Source organism: Mycobacterium sp. NTMscope_MAC_269 (assembly GCF_976985695.1).
In genome coordinates this window covers 2627125-2644034 of record NZ_OZ335668.1, presented here as the reverse complement: position 1 = coordinate 2644034, position 16910 = coordinate 2627125, and the positions used below count along the sequence as shown (strand labels likewise).

13 protein-coding genes are annotated in these 16910 nt (G+C 67.7%); 9 read left to right on the top strand and 4 right to left on the bottom strand.

The window, feature by feature from the left end; all coding sequences use genetic code 11:
- Positions 1 to 264 precede the first annotated feature (264 nt).
- From rne to proB, 5 genes are all read left to right on the top strand, one after another.
- Positions 265 to 3111, top strand: a complete 2847-nt coding sequence (gene rne / locus ACZ50Z_RS12270) for a ribonuclease E (RefSeq protein WP_464483799.1) — start codon at positions 265 to 267, stop codon at positions 3109 to 3111.
- Between the two features lie 211 nt (positions 3112 to 3322).
- Positions 3323 to 3634 carry a 50S ribosomal protein L21 gene (rplU, locus tag ACZ50Z_RS12265; RefSeq protein ID WP_007769829.1) on the top strand — a complete coding sequence of 104 codons (312 nt, stop codon included), beginning with the start codon at positions 3323 to 3325 and terminating at the stop codon, positions 3632 to 3634.
- Positions 3635 to 3681: 47 nt separating this feature from the next.
- Positions 3682 to 3948, top strand: coding sequence for a 50S ribosomal protein L27 (gene rpmA / locus ACZ50Z_RS12260; protein WP_064943816.1), 267 nt, complete (start codon positions 3682 to 3684; stop codon positions 3946 to 3948).
- A gap of 90 nt (positions 3949 to 4038) precedes the next feature.
- Positions 4039 to 5538 carry a GTPase ObgE gene (gene obgE, locus ACZ50Z_RS12255; RefSeq protein WP_464483798.1) on the top strand — a complete coding sequence of 500 codons (1500 nt, stop codon included), beginning with the start codon at positions 4039 to 4041 and terminating at the stop codon, positions 5536 to 5538.
- Positions 5535 to 6638, top strand: coding sequence for a glutamate 5-kinase (proB, locus tag ACZ50Z_RS12250; protein ID WP_464483797.1), 1104 nt, complete (start codon positions 5535 to 5537; stop codon positions 6636 to 6638). The genes obgE and proB overlap by 4 nt, the downstream gene beginning before the upstream one ends.
- Positions 6639 to 6711: 73 nt before the next feature.
- Here proB and ACZ50Z_RS12245 read toward each other — a convergent pair whose 3' ends face one another.
- A complete protein-coding gene (locus ACZ50Z_RS12245; protein WP_464483796.1) occupies positions 6712 to 7362 on the bottom strand; it encodes a TetR/AcrR family transcriptional regulator in 651 nt (216 codons plus the stop codon).
- A 105-nt stretch (positions 7363 to 7467) separates the two neighbouring features.
- On the opposite strand from ACZ50Z_RS12245, the gene ACZ50Z_RS12240 reads away from it, so the two are divergent.
- Positions 7468 to 8745, top strand: a complete 1278-nt coding sequence (locus tag ACZ50Z_RS12240) for a cytochrome P450 (RefSeq protein ID WP_464483795.1) — start codon at positions 7468 to 7470, stop codon at positions 8743 to 8745.
- Here ACZ50Z_RS12240 and ACZ50Z_RS12235 read toward each other — a convergent pair.
- Both ACZ50Z_RS12235 and ACZ50Z_RS12230 read right to left on the bottom strand, forming a co-directional pair.
- Positions 8742 to 9590 carry an NAD-dependent protein deacetylase gene (locus ACZ50Z_RS12235; RefSeq protein ID WP_464483794.1) on the bottom strand — a complete coding sequence of 283 codons (849 nt, stop codon included), beginning with the start codon at positions 9588 to 9590 and terminating at the stop codon, positions 8742 to 8744. The genes ACZ50Z_RS12240 and ACZ50Z_RS12235 overlap by 4 nt on opposite strands.
- A gap of 16 nt (positions 9591 to 9606) precedes the next feature.
- Entirely contained in the window at positions 9607 to 10152 is a 546-nt protein-coding gene (locus tag ACZ50Z_RS12230; protein WP_464483793.1) for a cysteine hydrolase family protein, read from the bottom strand.
- 59 nt (positions 10153 to 10211) lie between these two features.
- Here ACZ50Z_RS12230 and ACZ50Z_RS12225 point away from each other — a divergent pair, with 59 nt between their 5' ends.
- The gene (locus tag ACZ50Z_RS12225) at positions 10212 to 12254 is read left to right on the top strand and encodes an NAD(+) synthase (RefSeq protein ID WP_464483792.1); all 2043 of its coding nucleotides are present in this window, start codon (positions 10212 to 10214) and stop codon (positions 12252 to 12254) included.
- 23 nt (positions 12255 to 12277) lie between these two features.
- On the opposite strand, the gene ACZ50Z_RS12220 is transcribed toward ACZ50Z_RS12225, so the two are convergent.
- Positions 12278 to 13156 carry a ribokinase gene (locus tag ACZ50Z_RS12220; RefSeq protein WP_464483791.1) on the bottom strand — a complete coding sequence of 293 codons (879 nt, stop codon included), beginning with the start codon at positions 13154 to 13156 and terminating at the stop codon, positions 12278 to 12280.
- A gap of 154 nt (positions 13157 to 13310) precedes the next feature.
- On the opposite strand from ACZ50Z_RS12220, the gene ACZ50Z_RS12215 reads away from it, so the two are divergent.
- Together ACZ50Z_RS12215 and ACZ50Z_RS12210 are read left to right on the top strand one after the other, a co-directional pair.
- A complete protein-coding gene (locus tag ACZ50Z_RS12215; RefSeq protein ID WP_464486206.1) occupies positions 13311 to 15500 on the top strand; it encodes an adenylate/guanylate cyclase domain-containing protein in 2190 nt (729 codons plus the stop codon).
- On the top strand, positions 15500 to 16903 hold the full coding sequence (locus tag ACZ50Z_RS12210; protein WP_464483790.1) for a mechanosensitive ion channel domain-containing protein: 1404 nt from the start codon (positions 15500 to 15502) through the stop codon (positions 16901 to 16903). Before ACZ50Z_RS12215 ends, ACZ50Z_RS12210 begins: the two co-directional genes overlap by 1 nt.
- Positions 16904 to 16910: the final 7 nt, after the last annotated feature.

The window sequence follows — 16910 nt, the reverse complement described above, 5'->3', positions numbered from 1 at the left end:
GACGTGATGTGGGATACTGATCTCGGGTGAACGTCGCCGGACCGGCGTCAGACACCCGAATGAAGACTTAGACAAGCGCGACCATAGCCCCGTCGCCTTGGTTCGCTGCATGTCAGGCCGTCATTCAGCACGGCGCCGAGTGGGTTCTAACCTGAGCCGCTCGGGGCGAGACCATCACAAGCCCGGGAGAAGTGACCCGGGCCAATAGCGAAGCCCTCGCGTGGCCGCGTCGCAACGACGCGCCCGGGGGCTTGAGGAGAATACGTGGTAGACGGTGCACCAACTGCAGACCCATCAGAAGAATCGACCCGGCCCGAGGAGCTGCCCGACCGGTTGAGGGTCCATTCGCTGGCCCGAACGCTGGGAACCACCAGCAAACGGGTGTTGGACGCGCTCAGCGAGCTGGACGGGCGGATTCGCAGCGCGCATTCCACCGTGGACCGCGCCGACGCGGTGCGGGTGCGTGACCTGCTGGCCGCCCAGCCCCCGGAGACTCAGGAGGATGCCGGCGCGGCCGCCGGAGCCGACGCCGGCGAACCCGAGTCCCGGCTGCTGCTGGAAACCCCCGACAACGCCGCCGAGCGTCCGCATTACATGCCGCTGTTCGTCGCGCCGCAGCCGCTGGACAGCGACGACGACAGCGGCACCGACGAGGATGCCGACTCCGACGATTCCGACGGCGACGACGACGAGCAGGCCGACCGGCCGTCGAACCGGCGGCGCCGTCGCGGCCGCCGCGGGCGCGGCCGTGGACGCGGCGAGCAGGGCGGTCCCGAGGGCCAGAACGACGGCGGTGACGACGACGAGCCGCAGGGCCGGGGCAAGAAAGCCGCCCAGTCCGAAGCCGGCGATTCCGACGACGCCGACGACGAGGACTCCGACGACGCTGACGACTCCGACGGCGGTGACGACGGTTCGGCGGACGGTGGCAACCGCCGCCGCCGCCGGCGCCGGCGGCGCAAATCCGGATCGGGCGACGACAACGACGAGGCGCCCTCGCCCGACGACCCGCCCAACACGGTCGTGCACGAGCGGTCGCCCCGCAGCGGCAAGAACGGCGGCGACGGCGGCAACTCGAGCAACGAGATCAAAGGCATCGACGGCTCGACTCGGCTGGAGGCCAAGCGGCAACGGCGCCGAGACGGCCGTGACGCCGGGCGGCGCCGCCCCCCGGTGCTGACCGAGGCCGAGTTCTTGGCCCGCCGCGAGGCCGTCGAACGCGTCATGGTCGTCCGCGACCGGGTCCGCAGCGAGCCGCCACACCAGGGTTCGCGGTACACCCAGATCGCGGTGCTCGAGGACGGCATCGTCGTCGAGCACTTCGTCACCTCGGCCGCGTCGGCCTCGTTGGTCGGCAACATCTACCTCGGCATCGTGCAGAACGTGCTGCCCTCGATGGAGGCGGCGTTCGTCGACATCGGTCGCGGCCGCAACGGCGTGCTCTACGCCGGCGAGGTCAACTGGGAAGCGGCCGGGCTGGGTGGATCCGACCGCAAGATCGAACAAGCGCTCAAGCCCGGCGACTACGTCGTCGTTCAGGTCAGCAAGGACCCGGTCGGGCACAAGGGCGCGCGGCTCACCACGCAGGTGTCGCTGGCGGGCCGCTACCTGGTCTACGTGCCCGGCGCGTCGTCGACAGGGATCAGCCGCAAGCTGCCCGACACCGAGCGCCAGCGGCTCAAGGAGATCCTGCGCGAGGTCGTGCCGTCCGACGCGGGGGTGATCATCCGGACCGCGTCCGAGGGCGTGAAAGAAGAAGACATCCGCAACGACGTCACCCGCCTGCAGGAGCGCTGGAAACAGATCGAGGCCAAGGCGATCGAGATCAAGGAGAAGGCCGCCGGTGCCGCGGTGGCCCTCTACGAAGAGCCCGACGTGCTGGTCAAGGTCATCCGCGACTTGTTCAACGAAGACTTCGCCGGCCTGGTGGTCTCCGGTGACGAGGCCTGGAACACCATCAACGAATACGTGAATTCCGTTGCGCCCGACTTGGTTTCGAAGCTGAGCAAACACGAGCCACCCGCCGGGCCGGACGGGTCGGCGGGGCCGGACGTGTTCGCCGTGCACCGGATCGACGAACAGCTGGCGAAGGCGATGGACCGGAAGGTCTGGCTGCCCTCGGGCGGCACCCTGGTGATCGACCGGACCGAGGCGATGACCGTGGTCGACGTCAACACCGGCAAGTTCACCGGGTCCGGCGGTAACCTCGAGCAGACGGTCACCAAGAACAACCTCGAGGCGGCCGAGGAGATCGTGCGCCAACTGCGGCTGCGCGACATCGGCGGCATCGTCGTTATCGACTTCATCGACATGGTGCTCGAATCCAACCGCGATCTGGTGCTGCGCCGGCTCACCGAGGCGCTGGCCCGTGACCGCACGCGCCATCAGGTGTCCGAGGTCACCTCGCTCGGTTTGGTGCAGCTGACCCGTAAGCGGTTGGGCACCGGGCTGGTCGAGGCCTTCTCGACGTCGTGCCCGAACTGCGGCGGCCGCGGCATCTTGCTGCACGCCGACCCGGTGGATTCGGCCCCGTCGAACGGCCGCAAGTCCGAGTCCGGGGGCCGGCGCGGCCGGCGCAAGAAGAACAAGGCCGAGGAGCCGGTTGTGGCCAAGGTGCCCGCCCACGCTCCGGGCGAACACCCGATGTTCAAGGCGATGGCGGCCGGCTCGTCCACGCAGGCGCCATCCGACGACGACGAATCCGACGAGGCCACCGAGGAAGCCACCGACGAGTTCGAGCCGAAGAAGGCGACGCGCGACGAGGACGTCGCCGACACCGACCAGGAGGACTTCGACGACTCGGACGACGAGGACTCGGACGACGATGAATCGGATGACGAGGACTCGGACGACGATTCCGATGACGACTCGGATGACGATTCGGACGACGATGACCTCGATGACGAGGAAGACCTGGGCGACGATGACGAGGATCTCGAGCTAGAAGACGACGACCTGGACACCGAGGACTCCGACGATTCCGACGACTCCGAGGATTCCGAGGCCGGGCAGGGCTCGGCGGCGGCGGACCAGGGGGGTCCGGCCGCCGGTCGGCCCCGGCGCCGACGTGCGGCGGGCAGGCCCGCCGGACCGCCGATCCACGCGGACTGAGCGCCAAAGCCCGGTGGTGTCCGGTTTGACCCTGTAGCCGCTGGTCACGTACCCTTGGACAGTTGTCGTCAGGCCGGGCGACTAAGCTTTGCCGGCGGCAGCGGGACTCCCGTGAATCGGCGCAGGCCCGCAACCCAGACCCACCACGTGCACCGCGGCTGGTTCGCGCGCGACGCGCCGAGCAGCGGTTAGAAGAAGGAGCAGAGCAACGATGGCGACCTACGCAATCGTCAAGACGGGCGGCAAGCAGTACAAGGTCGCCGTCGGGGACGTGGTCAAGGTCGAGAAGCTCGAGTCTGAGCCGGGTTCGAACGTGTCGCTGCCGGTCGCACTGGTGGTGGACGGCGCCAAGGTGACCACCGATGCGGCCGCGCTGGCCAAGGTCGCGGTCACCGGCGAGGTGCTCGAGCACACCAAGGGCCCCAAGATCCGTATCCACAAGTTCCGGAACAAGACCGGCTACCACAAGCGTCAGGGACACCGTCAGCAGCTGACGGTCCTGAAGGTCACCGGCATCAAGTGACGAGCCGTCAGGCGAAGAACAGACAGCACTGAGTAAAGGACGACGCAATGGCACACAAGAAGGGCGCTTCCAGCTCGCGCAACGGTCGCGATTCCGCCGCACAGCGGCTGGGTGTGAAGCGATTCGGCGGCCAGGTCGTCAAGGCCGGCGAAATCATCGTCCGTCAGCGCGGCACCAAGTTCCACCCGGGTGTCGGTGTCGGGCGCGGCGGTGACGACACCTTGTTCGCCAAGGAAGCCGGCGCCGTCGAATTCGGAATCAAGCGCGGGCGCAAGACCGTCAACATCGTCGCGGCCGGGCAAACCACCGACTGAGCGCCGCGAGCGTGCACCCACTGCGATAATTCGAGGCAATTCTCGCAGTACCCGCACGTTCGGCGAGCGAGACGGGTGAGAGGACCCACAATGCCTCGGTTCGTCGACCGCGTCGTCATCCATGCGCGCGCCGGTTCCGGGGGCAACGGCTGCGCCTCGGTCCACCGCGAGAAGTTCAAGCCGCTCGGCGGCCCCGACGGCGGCAATGGCGGCCGCGGCGGCAGCATCGTCTTCGTCGTCGATCCGCAGGTCCACACCCTGCTGGACTTTCATTTCCATCCCCATGTCACCGCGCCCTCGGGCAAGCAGGGGATGGGCAGCAACCGCGACGGCGCCGCCGGTGCCGATCTGGAAGTCAAAGTTCCCGACGGAACCGTCGTCCTCGACGACAACGGCAGGCTGCTGGCCGACCTGGTCGGCGCGGGCACCCGCTTCGAAGCCGCCGCCGGTGGCCGCGGCGGGCTGGGCAACGCCGCGCTCGCCTCGCGCGCGCGCAAGGCCCCCGGCTTTGCGCTGCTGGGCGAGCAGGGCGAGACCCGCGACCTGACGCTGGAACTCAAGACCGTCGCCGATGCCGGCCTGATCGGTTTTCCGTCGGCCGGCAAGTCGTCGCTGGTGTCCACCATCTCGGCGGCCAAACCCAAGATCGCCGACTACCCGTTCACCACGCTGGTGCCCAATCTCGGGGTGGTGTCGGCCGGTGAGCACACCTTCACCGTCGCCGACGTTCCCGGCCTCATCCCCGGCGCCTCGCAGGGCCGCGGACTGGGCCTGGACTTCCTGCGGCACATCGAGCGATGCGCGGTGCTGGTGCATGTCGTGGATTGCGCCACCGCGGAGCCGGGCCGGGACCCGATCTCCGATATCGACGCGCTGGAGGCCGAACTCGCCGCGTATACACCCACGCTGCGAGGGGATGCGACGTTGGGTGATCTCGCCGAGCGGCCCCGCGCGGTGGTGCTCAACAAGATCGACCTTCCCGAGGCACGCGAGCTCGCCGAATTCGTCCTCGACGAGGTCGCCGAGCGCGGCTGGCCGGTGTTCCTGGTGTCCACGGTCGCGCGAGAAGGTTTGCAGCCATTGATCTTCGGGCTGTGGAAGATGATCTCGGAACACAAGGCCGCCCAACCGGAGATCGTGCCGCGCCGTCCGGTGATCCGTCCGGTCCCGGTCGACGACAGCGGGTTTCGGGTGGAAGCGGATCCCGAGCAGCCGGGCGCTTTCGTGGTCAGCGGCGCGCGGCCCGAACGCTGGGTGCGTCAGACCAACTTCGACAACGACGAGGCCGTGGGCTATCTCGGCGACCGCCTGGCGCGCCTCGGGGTCGAAGAGGAACTGCTGCGGCTGGGTGCGCGCCCGGGGTGCGAGGTGACCATCGGCGACATGACGTTCGATTGGGAGCCGCAAACACCTGCGGGACAACAGGTTGCGCTTTCGGGCCGGGGAACCGACGCGCGCCTCGAGCGTAGCGAGCGTGTCGGCGCCGCGGAGCGCAAGGCCGCCCGGCGCCAGCGCCGCGCCGGCGACGATGCAGAGCGCCGCGATGCGGAGGAGCGGCGCAGAACCAAAGAACGCGGCGAGGAGCCGTGAGCCCCCATCGCGACGCCATCCGCAACGCTCGCAGCCTGGTGGTCAAGGTGGGTACCAACGCGTTGACCACCGAGGCCGGAGTGTTCGACGCCGGCCGACTGGCCGGCCTCGCCGACGCGATCGAGGCCCGGATGAAGGCGGGCACCGACGTCGTGATCGTGTCCTCCGGTGCCATCGCCGCCGGCATCGAGCCGCTCGGATTGTCGCGTCGCCCCAGGGATCTGGCGACCAAGCAGGCCGCCGCCAGCGTCGGTCAGGTGGCGCTGGTGAATTCGTGGAGCGCCGCGTTCGGCCGCTACGGCCGCACGGTCGGGCAGGTGCTGCTGAGCGCTCACGACATCTCGATGCGCGCCCAGCACACCAACGCCCAGCGCACGCTGGATCGGCTGCGGGCACTGCATGCGGTGGCGATCGTCAACGAAAACGACACGGTGGCCACTAACGAGATCCGGTTCGGCGACAACGACCGGCTTTCGGCGCTGGTGGCGCACCTGGTCGGCGCCGAGGCGCTGGTGTTGTTGTCCGACATCGACGGGCTGTATGACTCCGATCCACGCAAAACCCAAGGCGCGCAGTTCATTCCGGAGGTTTCGGGTTCGGTGGACCTGGTCGGCGTGATCGCCGGGCCCGGCAGCGACTTGGGCACCGGCGGCATGACCTCCAAGATGTCGTCGGCGCTGCTGGCCGCCGACGCCGGTGTGCCGGTGCTGCTGGCCGCCGCCGCCGACGCCTCGACCGCGCTCACTGATGCCTCCGTCGGCACGGTGTTCGCCGCGCGGCCCGCGCGGATGTCGGCGCGGCGGTTCTGGGTGCGGTACGCCGCCGAGGCGGCCGGTGCGCTGACCCTCGACGAAGGGGCGGTGCGCGCGGTCGTCGGGCAGCGCCGCTCGCTGCTTCCGGCGGGAATCACCGCGGTGTCCGGCCGGTTCTTCGGCGGCGACGTCGTCGAATTGCGTGGGCCGGACGCGGCGATGGTGGCTCGCGGCGTGGTCGCCTACGACGCGACGGAGCTGCTCACCATGATGGGGCGCTCGACCAGCGAGCTGCCCGGCGAGCTGCGCAGGCCCGTGGTGCATGCCGACGACCTGGTGGCGGTCTAAGGGGCGAGCAGACGCAGAATCGCATGATTTGGTCTTCGAACGTGCGATTCTGCGTCTGGTCGCGCAATTACCGTCAGCTTTCCGTCGTGGGCTTGAGATATAGTGCGCCCCAAACGATCTCGGCGAGGGCGGCGGCCAGCTCGGCATCGTAGCCGGGCGGCTGCGCCGGGAGGTTCTGCTGGCAGGCGCGCTCGACCATCCAGGTGAGCGCGCTGGCGGTGGTGACGGCCGCCAGTTCGGGGCGGATCGAGCCGTCGGCCTGGCCCTCTTCGATGACCCGGGTGAGCTGCCCGGAGATTCCGGTCAGCAGTTCGCGGTACGTATCCCCGGTCAGTGTGTCGTAGGCGGCCATCTCGTTGAGCGCGACCAGCACCGCCTGGTGCCGTCGATAGGTGGCGATGATGCTGCTCATCGCCGTGCGCACGTCATCGGGGTCGTGGCGCCCGGCCACCGTCCACCAGCGCCGTGCGCCGTCGGTCAAATCGCCGAACACCTGGCCCGCGAGTTGGCGGAGCAGATGGCCTTTGTCCTCGAAGTAGATGTAGAAGCTGGCACGCGAGATGCCCGCCTCCCCGGAGAGCCGATCCACGCTGAGCTCGGTGAAGCTCGCGCCGTCGCGCATCAGCCGTTCGGTGGCATCCAGCAGCCGGCGCTCCATCTGCTCGCGCCGCTGCTCACGCCCCGCGCTTCGGTGGCCCTGCGGCTTGCGGGTGAGCGACGGCATGCGCCGAGCATAGCCGAGCCGTCGACATGTTGACTAGACACACTGTCTAGGCATATCGTCGCGTGGAGTCTGTGACCGGCGTCATACAGGAGAGGAACAGCCACCATGGCCGTGATGACGGGTACACCGGGGGCCGAGAAATCCGGCCGCGCCTACGACGAGATCGACCTGTCTTCACGGGCGTTCTGGTCCACGACGGCGGCGGATCGGGAACGCTCCTTCGCCGTGCTGCGCGCCGAGCGCCCGGTCAGCTGGCATCCGCCGGTCGAGGACTCGCTGATGCCCGATCCCACGGATCCCGGCTTCTGGGCGGTCACCCGGCGCGCCGACATCGTCGCGGTCAGCCGCAACAACGACGTCTTCCTGTCCGGCCAGGGGGTGATGTTCGAGAGCATCCCCGTCGAGCTGCTCGAGGCGTCGCAGTCGTTCTTGGCGATGGACCCGCCGCGACACACCAAGCTGCGCAAGCTCGCCCACGCGGCGTTGAGCCCCCGGCAGGTGCGCCGCATCGAGGATTCGATCAAGGCCAACGCGAAGACCATCGTCGACGAACTGCGGGCCGCCGGCAGCGGCGCGGATTTCGTTGACCACTGCGCCAAGGAACTGCCCATCCGCACGCTGTCGGACATGATGGGAATCCCGGAATCCGAGCGCGAGCGCATGGCACACGCCACCGACGCCCTGGTCTCCTGGGCCGACCCGGAATTCCTCAACGGCCGTCCTGCGATGGAGGTCCTGATCGAAAACCAGCTGTACCTCCATCAGGTCGTCGGTGCCCTGGCCACCGAACGACGTGAGCGCCCGGGCGACGACCTGATCAGCAGCCTGGTGACCGCGGAGGTGGACGGCGACCGTCTGGAAGACGCGGAGGTGGCGGCGTTCTTCGTGCTGCTCTCGGTGGCGGGTAATGACACCACCCGCCAGACCATCAGCCACACCCTGAGGGCGCTCACCGACTTCCCCGACGAAAAAGCTTGGCTGCTCGACGATTTCGACAACCGCATCGGCACCGCCGTCGAGGAGTTCATCCGCTGGGCGACCCCGGTCATGACCTTCCGCCGCACGGCGGCAACGGATATCGAGCTGGACGGTCAGACCATTCTGGCGGGGGAGAAGGTGGTGATGTTCTACCCGTCCGGCAACTGGGACACCGACGCGTTCGACCACCCCGAACGCCTGAACCTGGGCCGTGACCCCAACCCGCACGTCGGCTTCGGCGGCGGCGGGTTGCACTTCTGCCTCGGCGCGCACGTCGCCCGGGCACAGCTGCGGGCCATCTTTGGCGAGCTGTTTCGACAGCTGCCCGGCATCCAGGCGGGCGAGCCGACGTATCTGGCCGGCAATTTCGTGCACGCCGTTCGCGGCATGCCGTGCACCTTCTAATGCGTTGCCAGCGGCGATAACTCGTCGGCGAGCAGCGCGAGCAGTTCGGAGCACCCGCCGTCGACCTTCACCGTGGCCAGCTCGTCGCCGCGGGTGCTGCCGCGGTTGATGATGGCGACCGGCATGCCCAGCGCGGCCGCGTGCCGCACGAATCGATAGCCGGAGAACACGGTCAGCGACGACCCGGCCACCAGCAGCGCGTCGGCCTCGTCGACCATCTGATACGCCTGCGCGACAACATCTTTGGGAACGCTGTCTCCGAAATAGACGATGTCGGGTTTGAGCATGCCGGCGCAGCGCGGGCAGTCGAGATAGCGGAACGACGTGGTATCGGCCACGACGGCGTCGGCATCGGGAGCCACCGCCAGCCCGCCGATCGCCTCGGCGCGCTCGATGAATCCGGGGTTGAGCGCTTCCAGCTGTTCGGCGAGCGCGGCGCGGCTCATGGTGTGGCCGCAGCTCGGGCAGATCACCCGCGCGTAGGTGCCGTGCAGGTTGATGACGTTGCGGCTGCCGGCCTTGGTGTGCAACAGGTCGACGTTCTGGGTGATGACGCCGGTGACCACCGACGCTGCCTCGAGGGCGGCCAGCGCCCGGTGGCCCGCGTTGGGCAGCGTGTCGTCCATGTGCCGCCAACCGACATGGTTGCGCGCCCAGTACCGCTGCCGAAACGCCGCGTCGCCGATGAACTGCTGAATGGTCATGGGATTGCTGGGCGGTGAATCGGGCCCGCGGTAGTCGGGGATGCCGGAATCGGTGGAGATGCCCGCGCCCGTGAGCACCGCGATCCGGCGCCCGGCCAGCAGCGTGACCAGTTCCGGGGATTCGGCGCGGGTGACGGTCACCTGCCCAGGGTACGGATCAAGCCGGGCCCAGGCAGCCCGCCGCGGTCGTGAGCTCGGCGGACATGTTCTGCTCCATCATCTTGCACGCTGCCGCACCCAGCTCGGCGTCGATGTGGGCGACCGCATCCGTCGGGATCACGACGGGAAAGTGCCGCACGTAGGCGTCCAGGGCCGTGTAGAGGATGCACTGCTCGGTGACCTGGCCGGTGATGATCAACCGCTTGGTGTCCAGCCGGCCCAGCAGGTACGCCAGCGCGGTCGAATAGAACGCGCTGTGGCGGACCTTGGTCATCAGCCGGCTGCCCTCGGCGGGGGCGATCGGCTTCACCAGATCGGGCCGCGCCCCGTCGAGCGCCGAGCGGACGATTCCGGAGAATTCGGCGGTGAAATCGCCGTAGTTGTCGTTGACGTAGATGAGGTCGACCTTGTCGGACGCGCGTGCCCGCCGGACCAAATCGGCCAAAGGCTCAATGATCTTCTCGACATTGGGTATTAGATCTTCAGCGTCGGGATGTTGATAGGTATTCATCATGTCGACCACCAGGACAGCAGTGTCGCTCATGCCGTTGGGGATACCCGGCGGCGAGGAGTTGACACCCTCGAGGCGACAATGGAAGGGCGATGGACTTTTACAACGCTTACAGCCAGGGCTTTGCCCGCGTCGCCGCGTGCACCCACCACACCGTCATCGGTGACCCCGCGGCGAACGCCGAATCGGTTCTGCGGATGGCCCGCGAGTGCCACGACGACGGCGTTGCGCTGGCCGTTTTCCCGGAACTGACGTTGTCCGGCTATTCCATCGAAGACATCGTCCTGCAAGACCTGCTGCTCGACGACGTCGAAAGGGCCCTCGCGGACATCGTCGCGTCCTCGGCCGAGTTGTTGCCGGTCTTGGTGGTCGGCGCGCCGGTCCGCCACCGGCACCGCATCTACAACGCCGCCGTGGTCATCCACCGCGGCGCGGTGCTCGGGGTGGCGCCGAAGTCCTACCTGCCCACCTATCGAGAGTTCTACGAGCGCCGCCAGATCGCCCCGGGCGACGACGAGCGCGGCACCATCCGGCTCGCGGGGGTCGAGACGCCGTTCGGCCCGGATCTGCTGTTCGCCGCCTCCGACCTGCCCGGCTTCGTGCTGCACGTGGAGATCTGCGAGGACATGTTCGTGCCGATCCCGCCCAGCGCCGAGGCCGCGCTCGCCGGTGCGACGGTGCTGGCCAACCTGTCTGGCAGCCCCATCACCATCGGCCGCGCCGAGGACCGCTGCCTGCTGGCCCGTTCGGCCTCGTCGCGTTGCCTGGCCGCCTACGTGTATTCGGCTGCCGGAGAAGGCGAATCGACGACGGATCTGGCCTGGGACGGTCAGACCATGGTGTTCGAAAACGGTGTGCTGCTCGCCATGTCCGAGCGCTTCCCGAAGGGGGAGCGACGCAGCGTCGCCGACGTCGACATCGAATTGCTCCGCTCGGAACGGCTCCGGATGGGCACGTTCGACGACAACCGGCGCCACCACCGGACGACGGCGGAGTCGTTCCGGCGCATCGAGTTCCGGCTGGACCCACCGGGCGGCGACATCGGGCTGCTGCGCGACATCGAGCGGTTCCCCTTCGTGCCGGCCGACCCGCAACGGCTGGAACAGGATTGCTTCGAGGGCTACAACATCCAGGTCGCCGGCCTCGAACAGCGGTTGCGCGCTTTGGATTTCCCGAAGGTCGTCATCGGTATTTCCGGTGGGCTGGACTCGACGCATGCGCTGATCGTCGCCGCGCGCGCCATGGACCGCGAACAGCGGCCGCGTAGCGACATTCTGGCGTTCACGCTGCCCGGCTTCGCGACCGGGGACCGCACCAAGCGCAACGCGATCGAGCTGTGCCGTGCCCTGGGGGTGACGTTCTCCGAGATCGACATCCGCGAGACCGCGGAGCTGATGCTCAAGGAGATGGATCATCCCTTCTCGCGTGGCGAGAAGGTCTATGACGTCACGTTCGAGAATGTGCAGGCCGGCTTGCGCACCGACTATCTGTTCCGGCTGGCCAACCAGCGCGGTGGCATCGTGCTGGGCACCGGCGACCTGTCCGAACTCGGATTGGGCTGGTCGACCTACGGTGTCGGCGACCAGATGTCGCACTACAACGTCAACGGCGGCGTGCCTAAGACGCTGATCCAGCACCTGATCCGTTGGGTGATTTCCTCGCAGCAGTTCGAGTCGGAGGTCAGCGAGGTGCTGCAGTCGGTGCTCGACACCGAGATCACCCCGGAGCTGGTTCCCAGCGGCGAAGAGGAAGAGTTGCAGAGCAGCGAGGCGAAAGTCGGCCCGTTTGCGCTGCAGGACTTTTCACTGTTCCACGTGTTGCGCTTCGGTTTCCGGCCGTCGAAGATCGCGTTTTTGGCCTGGCATGCGTGGAGCGATCCCGAGCAGGGCAATTGGCCGCCGGGCTTTCCCGAAGACAAGCGGCCGTCATACTCGCTCAAGGAGATTCGGCACTGGCTGCAGGTCTTCGTGCAGCGGTTCTACTCGTTCAGCCAGTTCAAGCGTTCGGCATTGCCCAATGGGCCAAAGGTGTCGCACGGCGGTTCGCTGTCCCCGCGCGGGGACTGGCGTGCCCCGTCGGACATGTCGGCCCGCATCTGGCTCGACGAGATCGAACGCGAAATCCCCGAAGACTAGGGGCAGCCGCCGCGGTCAAGCGGCTAGGACGCGTTCTGCAGCGCGTTGTCGATCGCCTCGGCGTCGGGTGCGCAATCACCGGCGCCGGGAACCAGCGTCGCCAGCGCGCCCGCCGCGCAGGCGCGCTGTAGCGCGAGCCGCCGCTCGTCCGGTGAGCCGGGGTTGGGCGGCCAGTTCGCGGCGAGTACACCGGCGAACACGTCGCCTGCGCCGGTGGTGTCCACCGCGTCCACTGCGGGGGAGGGCACCGAGTACTCGCCGTCGGCGCCGACGTAACGGGCGCCGCGCGAACCCAGGGTGACCACCAGGTGTGTTGGGCGCCAAGGCCATTCGTTGGCTTCCTCTTCGTTGGTGATCACCACGTCGGCGGCCGCCGCCAACTCGCCCAGCGACGCGGGATCCTGACCGGCCGGTGAGGCGTTCACGACGACGACCGCCCCGGCCGAACGGGCTTGTTGCGCCGCCGCGACCGCCGTGTCGACCGGGATCTCCAGCTGGGTCAACATCACATCGCAGTCGGCGACCACGCTGCGCGCGCGGTCATCGGTCAGCGTGAAGCTCCCGTTGGCGCCCGGCGCGACCACGATGGTGTTCTCGGCGTTGGCATCCACGACGACGATGGCGGTGCCGCTGGGCCCGGGGATTTCGACGGCCCCGTCGAGCCCGACCCCGTTGGCCCGCAAGTGTGCCCGCAACTGCTCGGCGGCCGCGTCGTCACCGACCGCACCGACGAACTGCACGCGCGCACCCGCGCGCGCCGCCGCTACCGCCTGATTGCCGCCCTTACCGCCGGGCGCCTGTGTCAGGGACGACGCCAACACCGTTTCGCCGGGCCGCGGAAGGGCTCCGACGCCCAGCGAGAGATCGATGTTCACGCTGCCGACTACACATACCCCTGCCATGGGGCCCGACGTTAGTCGTGTCGGGATGGCGATGCACGCGTGGGGCACCAGCGCTTTTGACGCCCGATCGCGTCACGGCAAACGCTCAATATCTTCCTGTGTGCGCGCTAGTCTGCTGCGTGAGGAGCTGGATCCCGAGAAAAGGGGCAGGCAATTGACGACGAGCGAGCTAACCGATGCCGCACCCCCCATCGACCCCGCCCCGGCACCCCAGTCCGCGGCGCGTACGCGCCCGCTGCGCAGCCGTTTCCGGTTCGGCATCCAATCCAAAATCCTGATCACCATGCTCCTCTCGAGCATCTTGGGCGTCGCGGTGATCGGCCTCATCGGGGCCGTGTCGGGCCGCACCGCGTTGCGGCAAGTCGAATCCGAACGATTGATCGAGATGCGCGAGTCCCAGAGGCGAGCGGTGCAGGCATTGTTCAGGGAGCTGACGAGTTCGCTGATCGTGCAGAGCGGCGGGTTCGGCATCAACGACGCAACGGCGAACCTCACCGCCGCGTTTGCCCAGCTGGCCAATGCGACCATCACGCCCGCCCAAGAGCAGACCCTGGTCAATTACTACGAAAACGACATGATCAAACCGATCAAACAGATCACCGGTAACGCGATCGATCTCAAGGCGGTGCTGCCGAGTTCCAACGCGCAGAAGTACCTTCAGGCGCACTACACCGCGGCGCCCAGGCCGGCCGCCGATTCGCCGCCCGCCGAGGACGCCGGCGACGGCAGCCCGTGGTCGGCGGCCAACGCGCACTTCGACTTTTTCATGCGCGGTATCGTCAACCGCTTCGATTACCGCGATGCGCTCCTGCTGGACATGCAGGGCAACGTCGTCTACAGCGTCATGAAGGGTCCAGATCTGGGGACCAATATCCTCACCGGTCCCTATCGCGGATCCAACCTGCGCGGCGCCTACCAAAAAGCCATGGCGTCCAACGACGTCGACTTCGTCTGGATCACCGACTTCGCCCAGTACCAGCCGCAACTCGACACTCCCACGGCGTGGGTGGTGTCGCCCGTCGGCATGAACGGCAAATTCGAAGGGGTCATGGCCCTGCCGGTGCCGATCGGGAAGATCAACACGATCATGACCGCCAACAAGCATTGGGAAGCCGCGGGGATGGGCCCGGCGACCGAGACCTATCTCGCCGGGCCCGACGACCTGATGCGTTCCGATTCAAGGGTATTCATCGAAGACCCCAAGCAATACCGGCACGAGGCGATCGAGGCCGGCACGCCGCCCGACGTCGTGGACAGGGCGCTGCGCCTGGGGGGCACCACGTTGGTGCAGCCGGTGCCGACCGCGGGCCTTCGCGCCGCCCAGCGCGGGGAGACCGGCGTCATGAGCGCCACCGACTACACGGGTAATCGGGAGCTGGAAGCCTACGCCCCGCTGAACATACCCAACTCCGATCTGCACTGGTCGATCCTGGCAACCCGCGACAACTCCGATGCCTTTGCGCGGCTGGGCCGGTTCAGCAAGAACCTCGTCATTGCGGTCACCGCAATGATTTTCGCTATTTGTGTGGCCTCGATGTTCGTCGCCCAGGCGGCGGTACGTCCGGTCCGCCGCCTCGAGGAGGGCACCCGCAAGATCAGCTCCGGTGATTACGACATCAACATCCCGGTGCGCACGCGCGACGAAATCGGTGATCTCACGGCGGCTTTCAATGAGATGAGCCGAAACCTCGCCATCAAGGAGGAGCTGCTCAATGAGCAGCGCCGCGAGAACGACCGCCTGATGCTGGCCTTGATGCCCGAGTCGGTGCTGCAACGCTACCGCGACGGCGAGGCGACGATCGCCCAGAAACATCAGGACGTCGCCGTCATCTACGCCGACATCGTCGGCCTCGACGAAATCTTCACCGAGATGCCGGAAGCCGAATTGGTGGGCACTGTCGACGAGCTTTTCCGGCAGTTCGATTCGGCCGCCGAATCCCTCGGCGTCGAACGGATCCGCACGTTCCACAACGGTTATCTCGCCAGCTGTGGGGTCGTCACCCCCCGGCTGGACAGCATCCACCGTGCCGTGGACTTCGCCCTCGAAATCGGCCGCATCATTGATCGGTTCAACAGTCAGAGCAGCCATCAGCTGGGCCTTCGCGTCGGCGTCAACACCGGCAACGCCGTCAGCGGATTGGTGGGCCGCTCCGGCCTGGTCTACGACATGTGGGGCGGCGCGGTGAGTCTCGCCTACCAAATGCACAGCGGCGCACCGCAGGCCGGCATCTACGTCAGCTCGCAGGTATATGAAGCGATGCGCGACGTTCGCCAGTTCACGGCGGCGGGCACGATTTCGGTCGGCGGGACCGATCAGGCGATCTACCGGTTGCTGGAGCGCTGATGAACATCTTCGGTTCGTCATGGTTCTACTGGGCGGTCGGCATCGCGATCGGATTGCCGGTCGGGATGATCCTTCTCACCGAACTGCACGATGCGCTACTGCGCAGGCACAGCCCCCTGGCCAGGCAGGTCGCGCTGCTGCGCAACTACCTGCTACCGCTCGGCGCGCTGTTGCTGCTCTTGGTCCAGGCCTCGGGGATTCCGGCCGGCGACATCCCGGTGCGAATCCTCACCACCGTGTTCGGCCTGCTGGTGGTGGTGCTGCTTTTGTCCGGGCTCAACGCGACCGTGTTCGAACGCGCCCCCGAAAAAAGCTGGCGCAAAAGGCTTCCCACCATCTTCATCGACGTGGCCCGCATCGCGCTGATCTGCGTCGGTCTGGCGGTGATGTCGTCGTACATCTGGGGTGTGCGGATCGGCGGTCTGTTCACCGCGTTGGGCATCACATCGGTCGTCATCGGCCTGATGCTGCAGAACTCCGTCGGACAGATCGTCTCGGGCTTGTTCATGCTGTTCGAGCAGCCGTTCCGGATGGATGACTGGCTCGACACCGGCACCGCGCGCGGGCGCGTCGTCGAGGTGAACTGGCGCGCCGTGCACATCGACACCGGCAGCGGAATCCGGATCATGCCCAATGCGGCGCTGGCCACCACGTCGTTCACCAACCTCAGCCGCCCGCCCGGGCCGCACAAGGTGGCGATAACGACGGCCTTTTCCACCGCCGACGCGCCCGACCGGGTGTGCGCGGTGTTGTCGCGGGTGGCCCGGGCGCTGCCGCAGCTCAAGGCCGGCAGCGTGCCCCGCTCGGTGGCCGTGGGCGGCGGCGAGTACCGCACGACGATCGGATTGGACTCACCCGCCGACGCCGGCGCCGCTACGGCCACGTTCCTGCGCTGGGCCTGGTACGCGGCCCGACGCGCGGATTTGCATCTCGACGACGCCGATGACGACTTCTCGACGGTGCAGCGCGTCGAGCACGCGTTGCACACGGTGGTGGCGCCGGCCCTGCGGCTCAGCACCGAAGAACAGCGGGCTTTGCGCTCGTCGGCGCGAATCGTCCGATACGGCATGGACGAAATCGTGGAGGACGCCGGACAGGTGCCCGCGGCGATGACGTTCTTGGTCGCCGGCCGGGTGCAGCTCACCGCCACCGCCGACGACGGGACGGTCGTGCCCATCAGCACGTTGTCCGAGGGCGCATTTCTCGGGCTGACGGCGCTGACCCGCCAACCCAACCTGGCCAGCGCGTATGCCCTGGAAGAGGTCACCGCGCTGGAGATCGATCGAGAACACATCGAGCATCTGGTGATGCGTGCCCCGACGTTGCTGCAGAACTTCGGCAACATCCTCGAAGAGCGGCGCAGCAAGGTGCGCTCGGCCCGGCGCGGCGCCGCCGTCGGCTAGTGGCGAT